The sequence below is a fragment of the Streptomyces albus subsp. albus genome, assembly GCF_000719865.1.
GTDB classification, from domain to species: Bacteria; Actinomycetota; Actinomycetes; order Streptomycetales; family Streptomycetaceae; genus Streptomyces; species Streptomyces albus_E.
The window spans coordinates 1-18,590 of record NZ_JOID01000051.1; the positions used below are offsets into that span (position 1 = coordinate 1).

Consider the following 18,590-nt stretch of genomic DNA (forward strand, 5'->3'; position numbering starts at 1 on the left):
CTGCAGGGGGGACCCTGTGGGAGAGTAGGACGCCGCCGAACAATTTTTAAGTGAAAGCCCTGTCGGGAACTTCGGTTCCCGGCAGGGCTTTCTCGCGTTTATGGGGCTTTCCCCGGCCCGTCTCGACCCTTCCCTTCCCGTCGCCGCTCTTCAGCGAGTCTCTACAGTGAATCCCATGCGCTACGACCTGGTCATATTCGACAACGACGGGGTGCTGGTGGACAGCGAGCCGATCTCGAACCGGGCGCTCGCCGCGTATCTGACCGAGCTCGGCCACCCCACCACCTACGAGGACTCCCTCCGCGACTACATGGGCTCCGCCATGCACCGCGTCCACGACCTCGTCCTCGCGCGCTCCGGACGGCGGCTGCCGGACGACTTCGACGAGACCTTCCACCGACGCGTCTTCGAGGAGTTCCGGCGCCGGCTCCGGCCCGTCCCCGGCGTGGACGGCGTACTGGCGGGACTGGCGGCGGCCGGTGTTCCGTACTGCGTCGCCTCCTCCGGCAGCCACGAGCGGATTCGCGTCACTCTCACCACCACCGGTCTGTACGACCACTTCGGCGAGGAGAGGATCTTCAGCGCCCAGGACGTCGGCCGCGGCAAGCCCGCGCCGGATCTCTTCCTGCACGCGGCCGCCGCGATGGGCGTCCCGCCGGGCCGCTGTGCCGTGGTCGAGGACAGCCCGCTCGGTGTACGGGCGGCCGTGGCCGCGGGCATGGACGTCTACGGCTTCACCGCCCTGACCCCGGCGGGCGAACTGGCGGAAGCGACCGCCCTGTTCTCCGCGCCCGCCGAACTGCCGCTCCTGCTCGGGCACGGGCCCCGGGACCGGCACGGGCGGGGGCACGACGAGGCGAGTACGGCCATCTGAGCCATCCGGGCCCCCGGATCCGCGCTCTCGCCACGCCGCCCGTTTGGTTCGGCTCTCAACGGGACCGATACGGTGGTTGGCATGAGCGGTCGCGCGCAGCTGATGTGGGACGAGGCGGTCACCCGCTATGACTTCGGCCCCGACCACCCGATGGACCCGGTGCGGCTCGCGCTGACCATGCGCCTGGTCGAGGCGTTCGGGCTCGACCGTGAACTGCGGGTCACCTCGGCCCGGTCCGCCGGTGAGTCGACGCTGCGGCTCGTCCACCGCGCCGACTATGTGGAGGCCGTGCGCCGTGCCTCGGCCGATCCCGCCTCGGCGGACGGCTCGTACGGTCTCGGTACCGAGGACGATCCGGCCTTCAGCGGCATGCACGAGACCTCGGCACTGATCGCCGGGCAGTCCGTGGGCGCGGCCGAGGCGGTGTGGCGGGGGGACGTCCAGCACGCGGTGAACTTCTCCGGAGGCCTGCACCACGCCATGCCGGGCGCCGCCGCCGGTTTCTGCATCTACAACGACGCGGCCCTGGCCATCGCCCGGCTGCTGGAGCTCGGGGCCGAACGCGTCGCCTACGTCGACGTGGACGTACACCACGGGGACGGCGTGCAAGCGGCGTTCTGGGACGACCCCCGGGTGCTGACCATCTCCCTCCACGAGCATCCGCGCACCCTCTTCCCCCAGACCGGCTGGCCGGAGGAGACGGGCGGGGAGGGAGCCGAGGGCAGCGCGGTCAACGTGGCGCTGCCCGCCGGAACCACCGACGACGGCTGGCTGCGCGCCTTCCACGCGGTGGTTCCCGAGATGCTGTCGGCCTTCCGCCCGCAGGTGCTCGTCACCCAGCACGGCGCGGACACACACTTCGAGGACCCCCTCGCTCATCTCGCCGTCAGTCTCGACGCACAGCGTGCCGTGCAGGCGGCTTGCCACGACCTCGCGCACGAGCACGCGGCCGGGCGCTGGGTCGCCCTTGGCGGCGGCGGATACGCCGTCGCGGAGGTCGTGCCGCGGTCCTGGACCCACCTGGTGGCGATCGCCGCCGGCCGTCCCATCGACCCCACGGCGGAGACACCCGAGGACTGGCGGCAGGAGGTCTACGCGAAGACCCGGCAACTGGCGCCGCGGCGGATGACCGACGGGCGCGAACCGTGGTGGCGCGACTTCGAGGACGGCGGCTACGACCCGGCCGACCGGCTGGACCAGGCGGTGCTCGCCACACGCCGCGCGGTGTTCCCGGCCCACGGGCTGCTGCCGTGACGGCCGCCCCGCCGTAAGACCCAGCCGCCCTCCGTATGGCACAGCCGGCGGCGCGTGCCGTAGCGCCCCTCGTGCCGCAGCGCCGCGGCGGCCGTAACGCCCGCCCGCTGGGCCGGTCGTGGGAGGTCTTCCCGATACGGGGGCGGGGCCGGGGCCCGTACGACAGCATGAGCGCGTGGTGACGTCCCCGGAGCCGAATGCCGGTGCGCCGGACCCGGGCGGACCGGAGTCCAGTGTGCCGGGACCCAGTGCGCCGACCCGTGGCGAACTGCGCGCGTATCTGCCGGCGGCCCGGCTGGCGGGAACCGTGGCCACGCCGCGCGAGCGAAGCCTGCGCAGCTACCGCCTCTTCGCCGCCCGCGACCCACGGCTGCTGCTCGGGCTCGATCCGGAAGGCGACTGGGGCCGGCGGGAGTTGCTGCGGCTGATGGCCGACCGGTGTGGAGTCTCCGGCGATCCCTCCTATACGGTCGGCCCCGAGACCATCGACCCCGACCGGACGCTCGCGGCCCTGGACGCCTTCGCGGACCGGCTCGCCGCGGCCGCCCGGGCCCGCCTCCCGGTGCTGTTCGGGACCGGTCATCCGCACCGGCTCCTGGACTTCTACGCCTCTTTGGCGGCGGCCCTCTCGGCGGCGGGATGTGCCGTCCTCAGCCCGGCGCAGGGGCAATGTATCGACATAACGACCCGGTTCGGTCTACGCACGCACCGCGTCGACTACGTCCGCGGGGTCGCCCTCGTCCGGGAAATCGGCGGGCCGGAGCCCGGTGCGGGGACCGGTGCGCACAGCCATTCGCCGCTCCCGGTTCGTATGGTTCTCGCCGCCGCCGCACGCTCCTCCGGGCCGTTGCCGGCGCTGGTGATCGGGGACCACGGCTGGATCTGCGGCGCAGGTCAGCTGGGTATCGCGGCCATGGGGCCGGCCGACGCGGACGACCCCGCGCCGTTTGTGGGGGAGGCCGAGGGGACGGTCGCGGTCGCCGTTCCGCTTGATGACGCCGTGCGGTCCGCTTACTACCGGCCGCTTACGCGCTATGTACTCAATCGGGCGTGTCTGTCCCAGTAGGAGAGCGAACGCTGCTCCTCTTCCCCACTCGTACCACCCGCCCCTACTCTGGGAGTGAGCGCGCAGCGACAAGGAGTCACCGGAGGGGAAGCCGGTGACCGTCAGGTGCGGAAGGTTCAGGTGTCTCTATGGCTGGTGGCGAAAGGCCTCTCAACGAGGTCGTGTTCCTGACCGTGGCGGAAGTCGCCGCGGTGATGCGAGTGTCGAAGATGACCGTGTACCGCCTGGTGCACAGCGGTCATCTGCCTGCCATCCGGGTGGGGAGGTCCTTCCGCGTCCCGGAGCAGGCGGTCCACGAATACCTCCGCGAGTCCTATGTGGGGGTGGAGACCGCCTGACGGCGCCCCTCGGATTACGTCCATCACGCGGCGGCGGGTAGGCTGGGCCGACGTAGGTAGTGTGGGCTCGGACGCCCCGCACCGAGTGATTCGAAGTAAGCGAGGGTAGTCGTGGGCTCTGTTATCAAGAAGCGGCGCAAGCGGATGGCCAAGAAGAAGCACCGCAAGCTGCTCAAGCGCACCCGCGTTCAGCGTCGCAACAAGAAGTAGTCAGCGGGCGACGCAGAACGTCAGCCGCCCTTCCGCCTCTACGGCGGGAGGGCGGCTCTGCTTTTCGGCGCTGCTTTTCGGCGCTGTGCCGCCCCGTGTGTGTGCCTGCCCCGCCGCGCCTGTTGTTCAGCCCGTTGCTCGGTGCCGTTCCGCGCGCCATGTTCCGGGAAATGGCCGCTTCCCGTGCCCGGGGCCGTCACAGGGCGACGACCACGGGATACGGTGACGGAAAGAACCACACCGCAGAACCATCACCGCCTGACCACGGTCGGAAGGAAGGCGCGGATATTGGGCAAGGTCGTGCTCGTCACCGGTGCCGCCCGGCAGCTCGCGGGCCGCTTCGTACGGCGCGTCCAGCGGGAGCCCGACGTCGCCCGGGTGATCGCCGTGGACTCCGTGCGGCCCGAACGCCACTTGGGCGGGGCCGAGTTCGTCCAGGCCGACATCCGGCAGCCCACCATCGCCAGGGTGCTCGCCGAACACGCCGTGGACACGGTCGTCCATCTGGACGTCACCGGCACACCGGCCCCCACCTTCGGCGTCGGCTCCGGCCCGGGCTCCGGCAGGAACCCCCGGGGCCGGGCAACGCTCAAGGAAACCAACGTCATCGGCACGATGCAGCTGCTCGGTGCCTGCCAGAAGGCGCCGTCCGTGCAGCGGCTCGTGGTGAAGTCCAGCACCAACGTGTACGGCTCGGCGCCGCGCGACCCGGCCGTCTTCGACGAGTCCACCCCGCCCAAGTCGCTGCCCAGCGGAGGCTTCGCGAAGGACACCGTCGAGGTCGAGGGCTATGTCCGGGGCTTCGCCCGGCGGCGCCCCGATGTGGCGGTGTGCGTGCTGCGCTTCGCCAACATCCTCGGGCCGCACGCCGATACCCCCCTCGCCGAGTACTTCTCCCTTCCCGTGCTGCCGACGGTCCTCGGGTACGACCCGCGGCTCCAGTTCGTCCACGAGGAGGACGTGATGGAGGTGCTGCGGATCGCCTCCTCGGAGCCCCGGCGGGGCACGCTCAACAGCGGCACCTTCAACATCGCGGGCGACGGGGTGCTGTTGCTGTCCCAGACCGCCCGCAGACTGGGCAAGCCGACCCTGCCGCTGCTGCTGCCGGCCCTCGGCTGGGTCCGCTCGGCCCTGCGCGTCGTCGGTATGACGGACTTCTCGCCGGAGCAGGTGCGGCTGCTGACCCACGGCCGGGTCGTCCGGACCACCGAGATGCGGCAGACCCTGGGGTTCGAGCCCGCGTACACGACGGCCGAGACGTTCGCCGACTTCGCGCGCAGCCGGAAGCCCGGGCTGCTGCCGCCGGAGCGGCTCGCCCACTCCGTCGACCGTCTCGCCGAGGCGCTGCTGGACCAGCCGGCGGACGCCTCGGGCGGTGACGGTCACCATCGATCCCACGCCACCTGAGGAGCGCATCCAGCATGGCGGACGCCAAGGTCATCCCGTTCGGTGAGGACCGGCCCCGAGGGGCGGGCGAGCGTGCGGCGCGACGCCGCACCGGGCGGAGACGGACCACCGGCAGCGGCGGCCCCGAGGCGGGCGAGCCGCCGCTGAGCGCCGTTCACGGCGGGGACGGAGCCGGGAGCGGTCCCGGTGACGAGGGCGGACACGGCGGCGCCCCGGAACCGCCGGAGGGGCACGGAGCGGGCGGCTGGGAACGCCGTCTCGCGCACGGCCTGGCGTTCCTCCGCCGCCGCGTCACCGGCGAGTACGAGGTGGACGAGTTCGGATACGACGAGGACCTCACCGAGCACGTCCTGATGTCGGCGCTGCGGCCGGTGTACGAGAAGTACTTCCGGGTCGAGGTGCGGGGCATCGAGAACATTCCCGGCGAGGGCGGGGCGCTCGTCGTCTGCAACCACTCCGGGACGCTGCCGCTGGACGGCCTGATGCTGCAGGTCGCGGTCCACGACAACCATCCGGCCGGGCGGAACCTGCGGCTGCTGGCGGCCGATCTGGTCTTCATGCTGCCGTTCGTCAACGAGCTGGCGCGCAAGGCCGGTCACACCCTCGCCTGCGCCGAGGACGCCGAACGGCTGCTGGAACGCGGCGAGGTGGTCGGGGTGATGCCCGAGGGCTTCAAGGGCATCGGCAAGCCCTTCTCGGAGCGCTACAAACTCCAGCGGTTCGGGCGCGGCGGTTTCGTCTCCACGGCGCTGCGGGCCGGGGTCCCGATCGTGCCGTGCTCGATCGTCGGTGCGGAGGAGATCTATCCGATGGTCGGCAACGCCCGCACGGTCGCCCGGCTGCTGGGGCTGCCGTACTTCCCGGTCACGCCGACCTTCCCCTGGCTGGGCCCGCTGGGTGCCGTGCCGCTGCCGACGAAGTGGACGATCCAGTTCGGCGAGCCGATTCCCACGGACGGGTACGCGCCGGAGGCCGTGGAGGACCCGATGCTGATGTTCAACCTCACCGACCAGGTGCGGGAGACCATCCAGCACACCCTGTACAAGCTCCTGGTCGAGCGCCGCTCGGTGTTCTTCTGACCGGGCCACCGGTGCTCCGGTTTTTCTGAGCGGGGCCGGTGCCGTCCCGCCCGGCCGGGCCGCAGGCCTGCTTTTTCTCCCGGTCCGGTGCTGCTTCGAGCCTGCACTGCTCCGAGTCGGCGGCCCGTGGCCGACGGCCGGTTCCGTGTACGCCCCGGGCCCCTCCCGGCGGGTGCCGGAAGGGGCCCGGGGGCGGCATGGCGGTGCCGTCCGTGGGGAGCCGCTAGCTCGTGGCGTCCTCGTCGAAGCCGAAGTCCGAGAGCAGGCCCGGGAACAGGGGCGGGATGGTGATGTCCGGTTCCTGCGGGGTTTCCTCCCCGTCGTCGCCGGAGGGAGCGGACGGAGCGCCGGTCTCGGGCGGGTCGAGCAGATCGCCCGTGCCGCCGATGAGTCCCTCCTCCCGTTCCTCCTCGGAGCCGGATCCCGGACCGGAGCCCGAGGGCAGCGGCTCGGTCCCGCTCGCGCCGCTCTCCGACGGGCCGGTGCCGGGCGTTGCCGACTGCTGAGGCCCGCTCTCCGGCCCGGTCGGGAGCGCGGAGCGGCCGGAGGAGTCCCGGGCATCGGGGCCGCCGGTGTCCGGAGGGCCGGGCAGCAGGGACTTCAGCGGGCCCAACTCGCGCTCTATGGCCTCCATGACGGCCGTCACGCCGTCGCGCACATCGACGAGTTGGTGCGGCAGCCGGCTGCTGAGCGAGCGCCATCCCTCGCCGTGCGTGCGGGTGAAGGAGTCCAGTGCCTCAATGGGGGCCAGCGAGCCGTTCCGCCGGTAGACGGAGCTGAGCAGACGGTGGCCCTCGGCGGCGTCGTGCCGCATGCCCGCGAGGGCACGGCGGATCTCGCCGAGGGACTCCTCGTCCAGATCGCCCGCGCGGCCGCGCTCCATGAGCCGGTCCGCCTCGCGCAGCCGGGTGGAGGCCTGGTCGAGGTAGAGCTTGCCCGTTTCGCGGTCGTCGTCGGCCATGCCGCGCTTCAGGTCTTCCATGCCGCGCTTGAGGCCGTACAGCGAATCGCCGGGCAGCGCGTCGGAGCTGGCGGCCGCCACTCCGCCGAACGCCCCGGCAGCGACGCCCACCGTCAGCCCGCCGGCCGCCAGGCCCTTGGACCAGCGCGAGCGCGGGCGCAGCCTGCCGAGCCGCTTCCGGCGGCGGGCGTGCGCGCCGGAGCGCTGGCCGGGCACGGACGCGGGTGCGGCGCCGCTCTCCTCGCTCCCGGAGCCCTCGGCCCCGTTGGCGAGCATGGCTTCCATGGCCGCGACCAGCCGGGCCCGTTGGACCGTTCTGACCTCCGGGTCCAGCCGGGGCGCCGGCAGTTCGCCGAGCCCGGTGGCCAGGGCCAGCAGTCTCCCCAGCTCGGGGTCGTCCGCCGGTGGTTCGGGCCGCTGCTCGTCCAGGGCTTCGGCGAAGGCGTTCGCCCGCCGGTGCGCCGATACGGATCCGATCACAGGCGGCACCTCCTCTCCTCATCAGCTGCGACTCCCGGGCCGATGGGGGCGGTTGCCGGACTTGAGCACGACCACTCGAAAGAGTGATGCGTAGCAAGCATGGCGCAACCGCTGGGAGTCTGCATTCCGCACAACGAGCGGCTCCGCGATGGGGTTACGCGGGAACGGCGGTCGTTCCACGCCGGGGGGCGTGCGCTGCTCCGTCCGGCGGAGGCTGCGGGCTGGGCGTGTGCGGCCGGACCGGTCAGCGGGCGTCCTCGGGCAGCAGGCGCGCGAGGGTGCGAACGGCCCGGTACTGCAGGGTCTTGATGGCGCCTTCGTTCTTGCCCATCGCCCGCGCCGTCTCCGCGACCGACATGCCCTGGAGGAAGCGGAGGGTCACGCACTCCTGCTGCTGCGGGTTGAGCCGGCGGACGGCGTCCAGCAGTGTGGCGTTGGAGAGGGATTCCAGGACGGAGTCCTCCGGGCTGCGCTCGACCTCGTTCGCGTCGAGCATCTCGCCGGTGGTGATCTCGAGCCGGAAGCGGCTGGACTTGAAGTGGTCGGCGACGAGGTTGCGCGCGATCGTCACCAGCCAGGCGCCGAAATCCCGGCCCTGCCAGGTGAAGGTGGAGATGCGGCGCAGCGCGCGGAGGAACGTCTCGCTGGTGAGGTCCTCGGCGGTGGCCCTGCTGCCGACGCGGTAGTAGACGTAGCGGTACACGGTGTCGGCGTACTGGTCGTAGAGGCGGCCGAAGGCTTCGGCCTCCCCGTCCTGGGCCCGCTCGACGAGGTCCATCATGCGGCGGCTCTCGCCGTCGGCCGCGGGGCGGCGGGCGGTGGAGGTGCGGCCGCCCCCCGCGCCCGCGGCGCCGGAGGTGAGCGGGACTCTTCTGTTGACGGCGGCGGGAACGCCGGCCGCGATGGACGGCATGGCGAAGGCGGGGACGGCGAGAGCCGGCACGGGGCAGGCGGAGGGGACGAGGCCGCGCAGCTGGTCGAGGACCGCGGCGCGGAGTGTGGCCAGGCCCGAGGCGTCAACCCCGACATGTGGGTACACGGGACTCCCAGAGGCAGAGCTTCCATCACGTGCAGTGCGGAACCGTTCACCCGGCAGGGGATCGTGGGAACCGTTATTGCGTCTGAGGAGAATAACGCTTCGTGTAGGCAGTGCTACGCCTAGTTGCTCAAATCGCCGATTAGTTCCCGTGCCTTATGGAATGCTGATCGATCGAATATCGAACGATGCCCGTGATGTGACTGTTTTGCCGCACCTTCTGTCCGATTCCGGTGCGGGATGTGGCGATGCGCGGAATCCAGTTCGGATCCGCCGCGGGCGGTGCGACGCCGGCGGGCGCGGTTCCGCTACCGCCGGCGGCGGTGCAGGGCGGCCGCCGCCGCGGCGCCGCCCGCCAGGGCCCCCACGCCCGCGGCCGCCGGGATGCCGACCTTGGCCGCCTTGCGCGCGGTGCGGTAGTCGCGCAGGCGCCAGTCGTGCTCCCGGGCGTGCCGCTTCAGTTTGGTGTCCGGATTGATCGCGTACGGATACCCGACGATCGACAGCATCGGGATGTCGTTGTGCGAGTCGCTGTACGCGGCACAGCGCGTCAGGTCCAGGCTCTCCGCCAGCGCCAGCGCCCGTACGGCCTCCGCCTTGGCGGGGCCGTGCAGCGGCTCGCCCACCAGCCGGCCGGTGTAGACGCCGTCGACGGACTCGGCGACCGTGCCCAGCGCGCCGGTGAGGCCGAGCCTGCGGGCGATGATCGTCGCGGCCTCCACCGGGGCGGCGGTGACCAGCCACACCTTCTGGCCCGCGTCGAGATGCGCCTGGGCCAGCGCCCGGGTGCCGGGCCAGATCCGGCCGGCCATGTACTCGTCGTAGATCTCCTCGCCCATCTCCATCAGTTCGGAGACGTGGTGACCGCGGACGATGGACAGCGCGCTCTCGCGGGCGTCCTCCATGTGGGCCGGGTCCTCCACACCCGCCAGCCGGAACCAGGTCTGCTGCCAGGCGAACCGGGCCAGTTCCCGCTTGCTGAAGAACTGCCGCTTGTAGAGGCCGCGGCCGAAGTGGAACAGGGCCGCGCCCTGCATGACGGTGTTGTCCAGATCGAAGAACGCGGCCGCGCGGACGTCCCCGACGACGGGGAACTCCGCTTCGGCCTCGGCGGCCTCGGCGGCCTCCGCAGCGGCCTCGGCCGCCTCGACCCCCAGCGACGTCTTGCGTGCGGCCTCCGCCGCCGCCTCGCCGGCCAGGACACTGCGGGCCGTGGCGGAACGCTTGCGGTGGGGGAGCCATCCGAGAGAGGCCATGCGGTCGAGCATAGTCACTGATCATGCCCTCATGGAGTCGGGAGAATGGCGGTGCGTGAACATCCGCCGGCGCGGGCGTGACCTGCCCGGAGGGCGTTCCTCCCGGGGTCCGGCCCCGCCTCACGGCCGCCGGCTCGGACGGGCCCCGTCAGCCGCCCAGGCCGCTTCAGCCGTGCAGGGCCTTCCGCAGCCGGTCCGGGTTCACCCGCCAGAAGTCGTGCTGTGCGCCGTCCACGAGCACCACCGGGATCTGCTCCCAGTACTTGCGGTACAGCTCCTCGTCCCGGGTGATGTCCTTCTCCTCCCAGGCGGCACCGAGTTCCTCGCAAACGGCGCTGATGACGTCACGGGCGTCGTCGCACAGATGGCAGCCGGGCTTACCGATCAGGGTGACAACGCGGTCGGCCGGGTCGCGGTGGGGGCGGCGCAGCAGTGGGCTCATGGACTGCATTGTGCAGGGCGGGCGCGGCGCCGTGCGGGGGAGGTGAGGCGTGAGGCGTGGAGGAGGTGAGTGGTGAGGCGTGGAGGAGGTGAGTGGTGAGGCGTGGAGGAGGTGAGTGGTGAGGCGTGGAGGAGGTGAGTGGTGAGGCGTGAGGTGGGGGAGCGGTGGGGCGTGCGGGAGGTGGCCCGCAGGCTTCCGGTCCGGCCACCGGGCCACCGCGATCCGGCCATGCTCGGCCGGTGGCGGGTCACCGCTCACCCGCCGGTGGAGCCCCGGCCGGCCCGCGGGGTCCGGCGCCGTACGACCGCTGGGAACCGGCCGGGGCTCCACCGGCGTCGGGCCCCGTTCCGGTGCGCTCGGGGGGCGGAGTGGCGAGGGAGTGGAGAGCCGGTGTCCCGGTGGGTGGCGCGATGTGGTGGCGCGGTGAACGCCGCGCCCGGTTCCCCGGTGGCGCGATTCCATCGCGTGAGCCCGATCACTTTGCGAGGACAAAACGGACACCATCTTTGTGCACACGTTCACAAAGACATAGCCTGCAAGAGACCGGGCGGTCCACGGAGGCGTGGCCGCCCACAGCCTCGCTCTACCCGCAGGAGCACCGTGGCAACTGGCCGAACGCACCGACCGGCGACCCGAAGCCGAGGGATTCCCGAGGCCACCGTCGCCCGTCTACCGCTGTACCTGCGCGCTCTGACGGCCCTGTCCGAGCGCTCGGTTCCCACGGTCTCATCGGAGGAACTCGCGGCCGCGGCCGGGGTCAACTCCGCGAAGCTGCGCAAGGACTTCTCGTACCTCGGTTCCTACGGCACCCGGGGCGTCGGCTACGACGTCGAGTACCTCGTCTACCAGATCTCCCGCGAGCTCGGCCTGACCCAGGACTGGCCGGTAGTGATCGTCGGTATCGGTAACCTCGGCGCCGCGCTCGCCAACTACGGCGGCTTCGCCTCCCGCGGGTTCCGCGTCGCCGCGCTCATCGACGCCGACCCGTCCATGGCGGGCAAGCCCGTGGCCGGTCTGCCGGTCAAGCACACCGACGAACTCGAAGCGATCATCGAGGACAACGGCGTCTCGATCGGCGTCATCGCGACCCCCGCCGGCGCCGCCCAGCAGGTCTGCGACCGGCTCGTCGCCGCCGGCGTCACCTCGATCCTCAACTTCGCGCCCACCGTCCTCACCGTTCCCGACGGGGTGGACGTGCGCAAGGTCGACCTCTCGATAGAACTGCAGATCCTCGCCTTCCACGAGCAGCGCAAGGCCGGCGAGGAGGCCATGGCCGCCCCCGCGTCCCCGGCGCCCGCCGTCCGCGGCGGTACCGGCGGCGGAAAGGGACCGGACGGGGACGTCCCCGCCGTGATGCCGGCATGAGTCTCCTGGTCGTCGGTCTGAGCCACCGCAGCGCGCCGGTCAGCGTGCTGGAGCGGGCCGCCCTCGCCCCCGAGGCGCGCGGCAAGCTGCTCCAGGACGCGCTCGCCGCCGAGCCGGCCGCGGAGGCCGCGGTGCTCTCCACCTGCAACCGCATAGAGCTCTACGCCGACGTGGACAAGTTCCACGCCGGTGTCGCCGAGCTGTCCACGCAGCTCGCCGTGCACAGCGGTGTCGGGCTGGACGAACTCACCCCGTATCTCTACGTCCACTACGAGGACCGGGCCGTTCACCACCTGTTCTCGGTGGCCTGCGGGCTGGACTCGATGGTCGTCGGCGAGGGGCAGATCCTCGGCCAGATCAAGGACGCGCTCGCCCTCGGCCAGGAACTGCACACCGCCGGACGGCTGCTCAACGACCTCTTCCAGCAGGCCCTGCGGGTCGGCAAGCGGGCCCACAACGAGACCGGGATCGACCGGGCCGGTCAGTCGCTCGTCACCTTCGGCCTGGCGGAGCTCGCCACCGCCGAGGGAGCCGCGGAGGTCACCGACTGGGCCGCGGGCAAGCGGGCGCTGGTCATCGGCGCCGGATCCATGTCGTCCCTGGCGGCGGCGACCCTCGCGCGCGCGGGCGTCCGCGAGATCGCGGTGGCCAACCGCACCCTGGAGCGGGCCGAGCGGCTCGCGGCCGGACTGGCCGAGCCGCGGACGGCGGCCGCGGCCGGTGCCGCCGCCGGACCGGCCGCGCGCGCCGTCCCCATGGAGAGCGTCCCGGCCGAGCTGGCGCGCGCCGACGTCGTCGTCTCCTGCACCGGCGCCACCGGACTCGTCCTGACCGCCGAGGACCTGCGGGACGCCCTCGCCGCCAGGACCGGGCCGGCCGCCCCGGGTGGTCCCGGGCTGCGGCTGCTGGACCTGGCCATGCCGCGCGACATCGACCCCGCCGCGCACCGCGTCCGGGGCGTGCGGCTCGTGGACATCGAGACCCTCGCCGAGGCCTCCGCCGACGCGCCGATGGCGGCCGACGTCGACCGGGTGCGGACCATCGTGTCCGAGGAGGTCGCGGCCTTCGGCGCCGCGCAGCGGGCCGCCCACATCACCCCCACCGTGGTGGCCCTGCGCACCATGGCCGCCGATGTGGTCCGGAGCGAGATGGCCCGGCTCAACGGCCGTCTTCCCGGCCTGGACGACAAGGAGCGCGCCGAGATCACCCAGACCGTGCGCCGTGTCGTCGACAAGCTCCTGCACGCGCCCACCGTGCGGGTCAAGCAGCTCGCGGGCGAGCCCGGCGGCGCCGGGTACGCGGACGCGCTGCGTGAACTCTTCGACCTCGACCCCAAGGCGGTCGCCGCCGTCAGCCGGGCCGACAGCGGCGACTCCGAACGGGAGCGGGCATGACCGACAAGGGCACCATGAGCACCACCACCAGCAGCACCAGCACCACCGGCACCACCACGGTGGCCGCCGGCACCCTCCAGGGCAGCGGGCCGCTCCGGCTCGGCACCCGGCGCAGCAAGCTCGCCATGGCCCAGTCCGGGATGGTGGCGGACGCCATCAGCGACCTGACCGGACGCCCGGTGGAGCTCGTCGAGATCACCACCTACGGCGACGTCTCCCGTGAGCACCTCGCGCAGATCGGCGGCACCGGCGTCTTCGTCTCCGCCCTGCGCGACGCACTGCTCGCCGGGGAGATCGACCTCGCGGTCCACTCCCTGAAGGACCTGCCGACCACCCAGCCCGACGACCTCGTCGTGGCGGCCGTACCAGTCCGCGAGGACCCGCGCGACGCCCTGGTGGCGCGCGACGGCCTCACCTTCGAGGAACTGGCCGCGCTCGGCCGCGACGGCCGCCCGGCCGCGCGGATCGGCACCGGCTCGCCGCGCCGCATGGCGCAGCTCAACGGCTGGGCCGCCGCACTGGGGGGCGCGGTCGAGACCGTGCCGATCCGGGGCAACGTCGACACCCGCATCGGATTCGTGCGTTCCGGCGAACTCGACGCGGTCGTCCTCGCCACCGCCGGCCTCAACCGGGTCGGCCGCATCGGCGAGGCGACGCAGAAGCTGCCCGTCGACGCCGTCCTGCCCGCTCCCGGCCAGGGGGCGCTGGCCGTCGAGTGCGCCGCCGTGCACCAGGTGTACGGCGCCGACCTCGCGGCCCGGCTCGCCGAGCTCGACGACCCGCACACGCGGGCCGCCGTGACCGCCGAGCGTTCCCTGCTCGCCGCCCTGGAGGCCGGCTGCAGCGCACCTGTCGGGGCGCTGGCCGACCTGTTGGGCGACGGGCAGACTGTCACCGAAATGCGCCTGCGCGGCGTCGTCGGCCTGACCGACGGCTCGACGCTGGTGCAGCTGTCCACCACCGGTCCCGTACCCTCGTCGCTCGACGACGCCGCGGCTCTCGGCCGCGAACTCGCCGCCGAGATGCTCGCCAAGGGTGCGGCCGGTCTTATGGGGGAGCGAGCACTGTGAGCCCCACCGCCGTAAATCTCCGTTCCGCGCACCAGTCGCCCCTCGGTCACGTCACCTTCCTCGGTGCCGGGCCCGGAGACCCGGGACTGCTGACGCTGCGCGCCGTGGAGGCGCTCGCCCACGCGGACGTGCTGGTCGCCGACCCGCAGGTGCTCGACGTGGTGACCGCCCACGCGCGCGCAGGGGTGGACATCCCGCAGTTGCGGGCGCATGACGGCACGTCAAACTCTTCGGCGGTGTACGCCTTGGAGGATGCCGTCAATCTTGTCATGGAGGCCGCACGGAGCGGCAAGCGGGTGGTGCGTGCGCTCTGCGGCGACCCCGGCCTCGACGGCGACGCCGCCGGGGAGATGCTCGCCTGCTCCGCCGAGGGCATCGTCTTCGAAGTCGTGCCCGGAGTGGCGACCGCCGTGGGCGTGCCCGCGTACGCCGGTGTGCCGCTGCGTTCCGCGCAGGGCGCCGACGTCCGGTTCGTCGACGCCGCCACGGCCTCCGAGCGGTGCTGGACCGAGGTCGGCTCCAGCGACGCCACGGCCGTCGTCTCCACCACCCTGGAGACCGTCGCGGCCGCGGCCGCCGAACTGGTCGCGGGCGGGCGGAAGCCCGACACCCCGATGGCCGTCACCATCGCCGGTACGACGACCCGCCAGCGCACCTGGACCGCCACGCTGGGCACCATCGGGCAGGTGCTCAAGGCCGCCAAGGTGCTGCCCTCGGCGGACGGCGGGCAGCCGGTCATAGCCGTCGTCGGCGAGCACAGCTGCGACGCCCGGCGGGACCAGCTCTCCTGGTTCGAGTCCAAGCCGCTCTTCGGCTGGCAGGTCCTGGTGCCGCGGACCAAGGAGCAGGCCGCGTCCCTCTCCGACCAGCTCCGCTCCTACGGCGCGGTGCCCAGCGAGGTGCCGACCATCGCCGTCGAACCGCCGCGCACCCCGCAGCAGATGGAACGCGCGGTCAAGGGCCTGGTCACCGGCCGCTACGAGTGGATCGCCTTCACCTCGGTCAACGCCGTCAAGGCCGTCCGGGAGAAGTTCGAGGAGTACGGGCTCGACGCCCGCGCCTTCGCCGGGATCAAGGTCGCGGCGGTGGGCGACCAGACCGCCAAGTCGCTGATCGAGTTCGGCGTGAAGCCCGACCTGGTGCCGAGCGGTGAGCAGTCGGCCGCCGGGCTTCTGGAGGACTGGCCGCCGTACGACCCGGTGTTCGACCCGATCGACCGCGTCTTCCTGCCGCGCGCCGACATCGCCACCGAGACCCTGGTGGCCGGGCTCATCGAACTGGGCTGGGAGGTGGACGACGTCACGGCCTACCGGACCGTGCGTGCCTCGCCGCCGCCCGCCGAGACCCGGGAGGCCATCAAGAGCGGCGGCTTCGACGCCGTCCTCTTCACCTCCTCCAGCACCGTGCGGAACCTCGTCGGCATCGCCGGCAAGCCGCACAACGTCACCGTCATCGCCTGCATCGGCCCGGCGACCGCCAAGACGGCGGAGGAGCACGGCCTGCGGGTCGACGTCCTGTCGCCCGAGCCGTCCGTCACCCGGCTCGCCGAGGCGCTCGCCGACTTCGGCGCCAAGCGCCGGGCGGCCGCCATCGAGGCCGGCGACCCCGTCACCCGTCCGAGCGAGCGCAGGCCCGGATCGCGCAGGAGGCGCGCCACTTCATGAGCAGCAACCGCCAGGTAGAGGCAGGCCGGGCGCAGGACGACCGGGTGCAGGGAGCCTGGGCACAGGCGGACCGGGAACAGACCGGCCGGGCGCAGGCGGGCACGGTCGGGCTGGAGCACCTGGGAGTCCGGCCGCGCCGGCTGCGGACCAGCCCGGCGATGCGCCGCATGGTCGCCGAGCACCGGCTGCACCCCGCGGAGCTGATCCTTCCCGCCTTCGTGCGGGAGGGGATCGGCGAGCCGGTACCGGTGTCCTCCATGCCGGGCGTCGTCCAGCACACCCGGGACAGCCTGCGGAAGGCCGCCGCCGGGGCGGTCGAGGCGGGACTCGGCGGGATCATGCTCTTCGGGGTGCCGCTGGAGAAGGACGCCTGCGGCACGGCGGGGACCGACCCGGAGGGCATCCTCCAGGTCGCCATCCGGGACGTGAAGGCGGAGGTCGGCGACGACCTCGTGGTGATGTCGGACCTGTGCCTGGACGAGTTCACGGACCACGGGCACTGCGGCGTCGTGGACGCGGCGGGCCGGGTCGACAACGACGCGACGCTGGAGCGCTACGCCGAGATGGCGCGGGTGCAGGCGGAGGCCGGGGTCCATGTGGTGGGTCCCAGCGGCATGATGGACGGCCAGGTGAAGGTCGTCCGGGAGGCGCTGGACGGCGCGGGATACCAGGACGTCTCGATCCTCGCCTACACGGCCAAGTACGCCTCGGCCTTCTACGGCCCGTTCCGGGAGGCCGTCGACTCGTCGCTGAAGGGCGACCGGAAGACATACCAGCAGGACCCGGCGAATGCGCGTGAATCGCTTCGAGAGCTGGCGCTGGACCTGGCGGAGGGCGCGGACATCGTGATGGTCAAGCCCGCGCTGCCGTATCTGGACGTGCTGCGCCGGGTCGCGGACGCGGTGGACGTGCCGGTCGCTGCGTATCAGGTGTCCGGGGAGTACGCCATGATCGAGGCCGCGGCGGCCAACGGCTGGATCGAGCGCGACCGCACCATCATGGAGACCCTCACGGGCGCGAAGCGCGCCGGGGCGAACATGATCCTCACGTACTGGGCGGTGGAGGCCGCGCAGCGGCTGGCCCGGGGGGAGTGACCGGGGGAGCGACGGGGGAGTAACCACAGCTCTGTGACGGGGCACTTCGGGCCCGTCCCCGCTCGGTTCGCCCGGCGAGGACGGGCCCGGGCGTTCGCCGGGGCGAGGCAGGGCCGGGCGAGGTGGGCGGGACGGGCGTGAGGCCGGCCGGTGGATGACGTCGGCGACGGAATGGGCGTGTGGGCGGCCCGGGTTCGCGGGGGCCAGGCCGTGAGCGGTCTGGACGTGTGAGCGGTCTGGACGTGTGAGCGGTTCTCGTGTTGCGTGATCCCCATGGTGTCCACCGACCGGCTCCTGGCGTTCGCGGCCATGTCCTTTCTGCTGATCGTGGTTCCGGGCCCCAGTGTGCTCTTCGTGATCGGGCGGGCGCTGGCGCAGGGGCGCCGCGCCGCGCTGGCCACCGTCGCGGGAAACACGCTGGGGTCCTCTGCCCTCGTCGTGGCCGTGGCCCTCGGGGTCGGGGCGGTCGTGGAACGGTCGGTCGTGGTCTTCACGGCGTTGAAGCTTGCCGGTGCCGCGTATCTGGTGTACCTCGGCGTCCGGGCGGTGCGGCAGCGGGCTGTGCCCGTGGCGGCGGAAGCGCTGCCGTCGTCGTGCGCCAGTGACGGACCCCTGCGCGGTGGTCTGCGACGCACGTTGTGGGAAGGGTTCGCGGTCGGCGTGGCCAACCCCAAGACCATCGTGTTCTTCGCCGCTGTGCTGCCCCAGTTCGTCGACCGCGGCCAGGGATACGCCGCAGTCCAGATGATGCTGCTCGGCTTCGTCTTCAACGTCATCGCGGTCCTCTGCGACAGCGTGTGGGGGTTGGCTGCTGCCGCCGCGCGAAGCTGGTTCGCCCACTCGCCGAAGCGACTCTCTCTGATCGGTGGAGCGGGCGGGTTCGCGATGATCGGCCTCGGCGTCACCGTGGCTGTGACCGGCCGGAAGGAGTAGCCGACTCGGGGGACAGGGGTTCGTGTTCGTCCACGGGAGTCCGCAGGGTCGGTTGGTGGGGAACGGCCCCGTCCCGGACGCGGGCCGGGAACCGGGGGCGGGGACGGGCTTGACGCCCCGGGAGCGTAGGCGAAGGCCCGGATGGTGGTTACCGGACTGCTGGGCTGCTGAGGATCTGGGTGCCTGGGTGCCTGGGTGCCTGGGTGCCTGGGTGCCTGGGTGCTGAGCGGCTGAGCGGCTGAGGGCTGGGTAGCCGAGGCCGCCGGGTGCCGGGTGTCGGGTGCCGGGCGTCGAGTGTCGGGCGCTGGGTGTCGGGTGCCGGGCGTCGAGTGTCGGGCGTCGAGTGTCGGGCGCTGGGTGTCGGGTGCCGGGCGTCGAGTGTCGGGCGCTGGGTGTCGGGTGTCGGGCGCTGGGTCGCTGTATTGCCGCATCACCGGGTGCGGGGGCCGGAACCCCGGCCTGCGGGTACGTTGCGGGCTGTCGGGTGTCGTCCTGGTGGGGGTTCGGGCGCCGGGTGGGCGGCGCGGTGGTGGTGGCGGGTGCGTCGCGGTCCGGCGGGTGTCGCTGTGGCTGGGGTTACGGCATCCGTGCCGGGGGTTGGCCCGTGGTCGGTCGTCTATCCGGGGCCTTATGCCGCCGGGGTCGGTTGGAAATGCGATGGCGTGGC

The 18,590-nt window shown here is 72.6% G+C and carries 17 protein-coding genes; 13 read left to right on the forward strand and 4 right to left on the reverse strand.

All coding sequences use genetic code 11. From position 1 onward, the window contains the following. Positions 1–175: 175 nt before the first annotated feature. The 7 genes from IF83_RS0128630 to IF83_RS0128655 all read left to right on the forward strand — a co-directional run bounded on the left by IF83_RS0128630 (position 176) and on the right by IF83_RS0128655 (position 6,228). Positions 176–874, forward strand: coding sequence for an HAD family hydrolase (locus IF83_RS0128630; RefSeq protein ID WP_051723508.1), 699 nt, complete (start codon positions 176–178; stop codon positions 872–874). Between the two features lie 81 nt (positions 875–955). Further along, positions 956–2,128 carry an acetoin utilization protein AcuC gene (locus IF83_RS0128635; protein ID WP_030549157.1) on the forward strand — a complete coding sequence of 391 codons (1,173 nt, stop codon included), beginning with the start codon at positions 956–958 and terminating at the stop codon, positions 2,126–2,128. Between the two features lie 235 nt (positions 2,129–2,363). After that, entirely contained in the window at positions 2,364–3,194 is an 831-nt protein-coding gene (locus tag IF83_RS0128640; protein ID WP_030549159.1) for a phosphatase, read from the forward strand. 128 nt (positions 3,195–3,322) lie between these two features. After that, entirely contained in the window at positions 3,323–3,532 is a 210-nt protein-coding gene (locus tag IF83_RS0128645; protein ID WP_019707698.1) for a helix-turn-helix domain-containing protein, read from the forward strand. A 111-nt stretch (positions 3,533–3,643) separates the two neighbouring features. Continuing rightward, positions 3,644–3,742 carry a 30S ribosomal protein bS22 gene (locus IF83_RS32720; RefSeq protein WP_003948845.1) on the forward strand — a complete coding sequence of 33 codons (99 nt, stop codon included), beginning with the start codon at positions 3,644–3,646 and terminating at the stop codon, positions 3,740–3,742. A gap of 288 nt (positions 3,743–4,030) precedes the next feature. Continuing rightward, a complete protein-coding gene (locus IF83_RS0128650) occupies positions 4,031–5,149 on the forward strand; it encodes an NAD-dependent epimerase/dehydratase family protein (protein WP_051723509.1) in 1,119 nt (372 codons plus the stop codon). A gap of 14 nt (positions 5,150–5,163) precedes the next feature. Next, entirely contained in the window at positions 5,164–6,228 is a 1,065-nt protein-coding gene (locus IF83_RS0128655; RefSeq protein WP_030549162.1) for a lysophospholipid acyltransferase family protein, read from the forward strand. A gap of 223 nt (positions 6,229–6,451) precedes the next feature. Here the strand turns inward: IF83_RS0128655 and IF83_RS0128660 are convergent, their stop codons facing one another. From IF83_RS0128660 to IF83_RS0128675, 4 genes are all read right to left on the reverse strand, one after another. Beyond that, a complete protein-coding gene (locus tag IF83_RS0128660) occupies positions 6,452–7,669 on the reverse strand; it encodes a DUF5667 domain-containing protein (RefSeq protein ID WP_030549163.1) in 1,218 nt (405 codons plus the stop codon). 244 nt (positions 7,670–7,913) lie between these two features. Beyond that, entirely contained in the window at positions 7,914–8,708 is a 795-nt protein-coding gene (locus IF83_RS0128665) for an ECF subfamily RNA polymerase sigma factor, BldN family (protein WP_030549164.1), read from the reverse strand. 305 nt (positions 8,709–9,013) lie between these two features. Next, the gene (locus IF83_RS0128670; protein ID WP_030549165.1) at positions 9,014–9,961 is read right to left on the reverse strand and encodes an HAD family hydrolase; all 948 of its coding nucleotides are present in this window, start codon (positions 9,959–9,961) and stop codon (positions 9,014–9,016) included. A gap of 166 nt (positions 9,962–10,127) precedes the next feature. Continuing rightward, positions 10,128–10,403 carry a glutaredoxin family protein gene (locus tag IF83_RS0128675; RefSeq protein WP_030549166.1) on the reverse strand — a complete coding sequence of 92 codons (276 nt, stop codon included), beginning with the start codon at positions 10,401–10,403 and terminating at the stop codon, positions 10,128–10,130. 600 nt (positions 10,404–11,003) lie between these two features. Here IF83_RS0128675 and IF83_RS0128680 point away from each other — a divergent pair. The 6 genes from IF83_RS0128680 to IF83_RS0128705 all read left to right on the forward strand — a co-directional run bounded on the left by IF83_RS0128680 (position 11,004) and on the right by IF83_RS0128705 (position 17,923). Continuing rightward, positions 11,004–11,768, forward strand: coding sequence for a redox-sensing transcriptional repressor Rex (locus IF83_RS0128680; RefSeq protein WP_030549167.1), 765 nt, complete (start codon positions 11,004–11,006; stop codon positions 11,766–11,768). Then, a complete protein-coding gene (locus tag IF83_RS0128685; RefSeq protein WP_030549168.1) occupies positions 11,765–13,162 on the forward strand; it encodes a glutamyl-tRNA reductase in 1,398 nt (465 codons plus the stop codon). The genes IF83_RS0128680 and IF83_RS0128685 overlap by 4 nt, the downstream gene beginning before the upstream one ends. After that, positions 13,159–14,232: a hydroxymethylbilane synthase gene (hemC, locus tag IF83_RS0128690; RefSeq protein WP_394297396.1), complete on the forward strand. Its 1,074-nt coding sequence runs from the start codon at positions 13,159–13,161 to the stop codon at positions 14,230–14,232. Before IF83_RS0128685 ends, hemC begins: the two co-directional genes overlap by 4 nt. After that, on the forward strand, positions 14,229–15,896 hold the full coding sequence (locus tag IF83_RS0128695) for a bifunctional uroporphyrinogen-III C-methyltransferase/uroporphyrinogen-III synthase (RefSeq protein ID WP_030549173.1): 1,668 nt from the start codon (positions 14,229–14,231) through the stop codon (positions 15,894–15,896). Before hemC ends, IF83_RS0128695 begins: the two co-directional genes overlap by 4 nt. Beyond that, positions 15,893–16,990, forward strand: a complete 1,098-nt coding sequence (hemB, locus tag IF83_RS0128700) for a porphobilinogen synthase (RefSeq protein ID WP_078843993.1) — start codon at positions 15,893–15,895, stop codon at positions 16,988–16,990. Before IF83_RS0128695 ends, hemB begins: the two co-directional genes overlap by 4 nt. A gap of 273 nt (positions 16,991–17,263) precedes the next feature. Beyond that, positions 17,264–17,923, forward strand: a complete 660-nt coding sequence (locus tag IF83_RS0128705; RefSeq protein WP_030549175.1) for a LysE family translocator — start codon at positions 17,264–17,266, stop codon at positions 17,921–17,923. Positions 17,924–18,590: the final 667 nt, after the last annotated feature.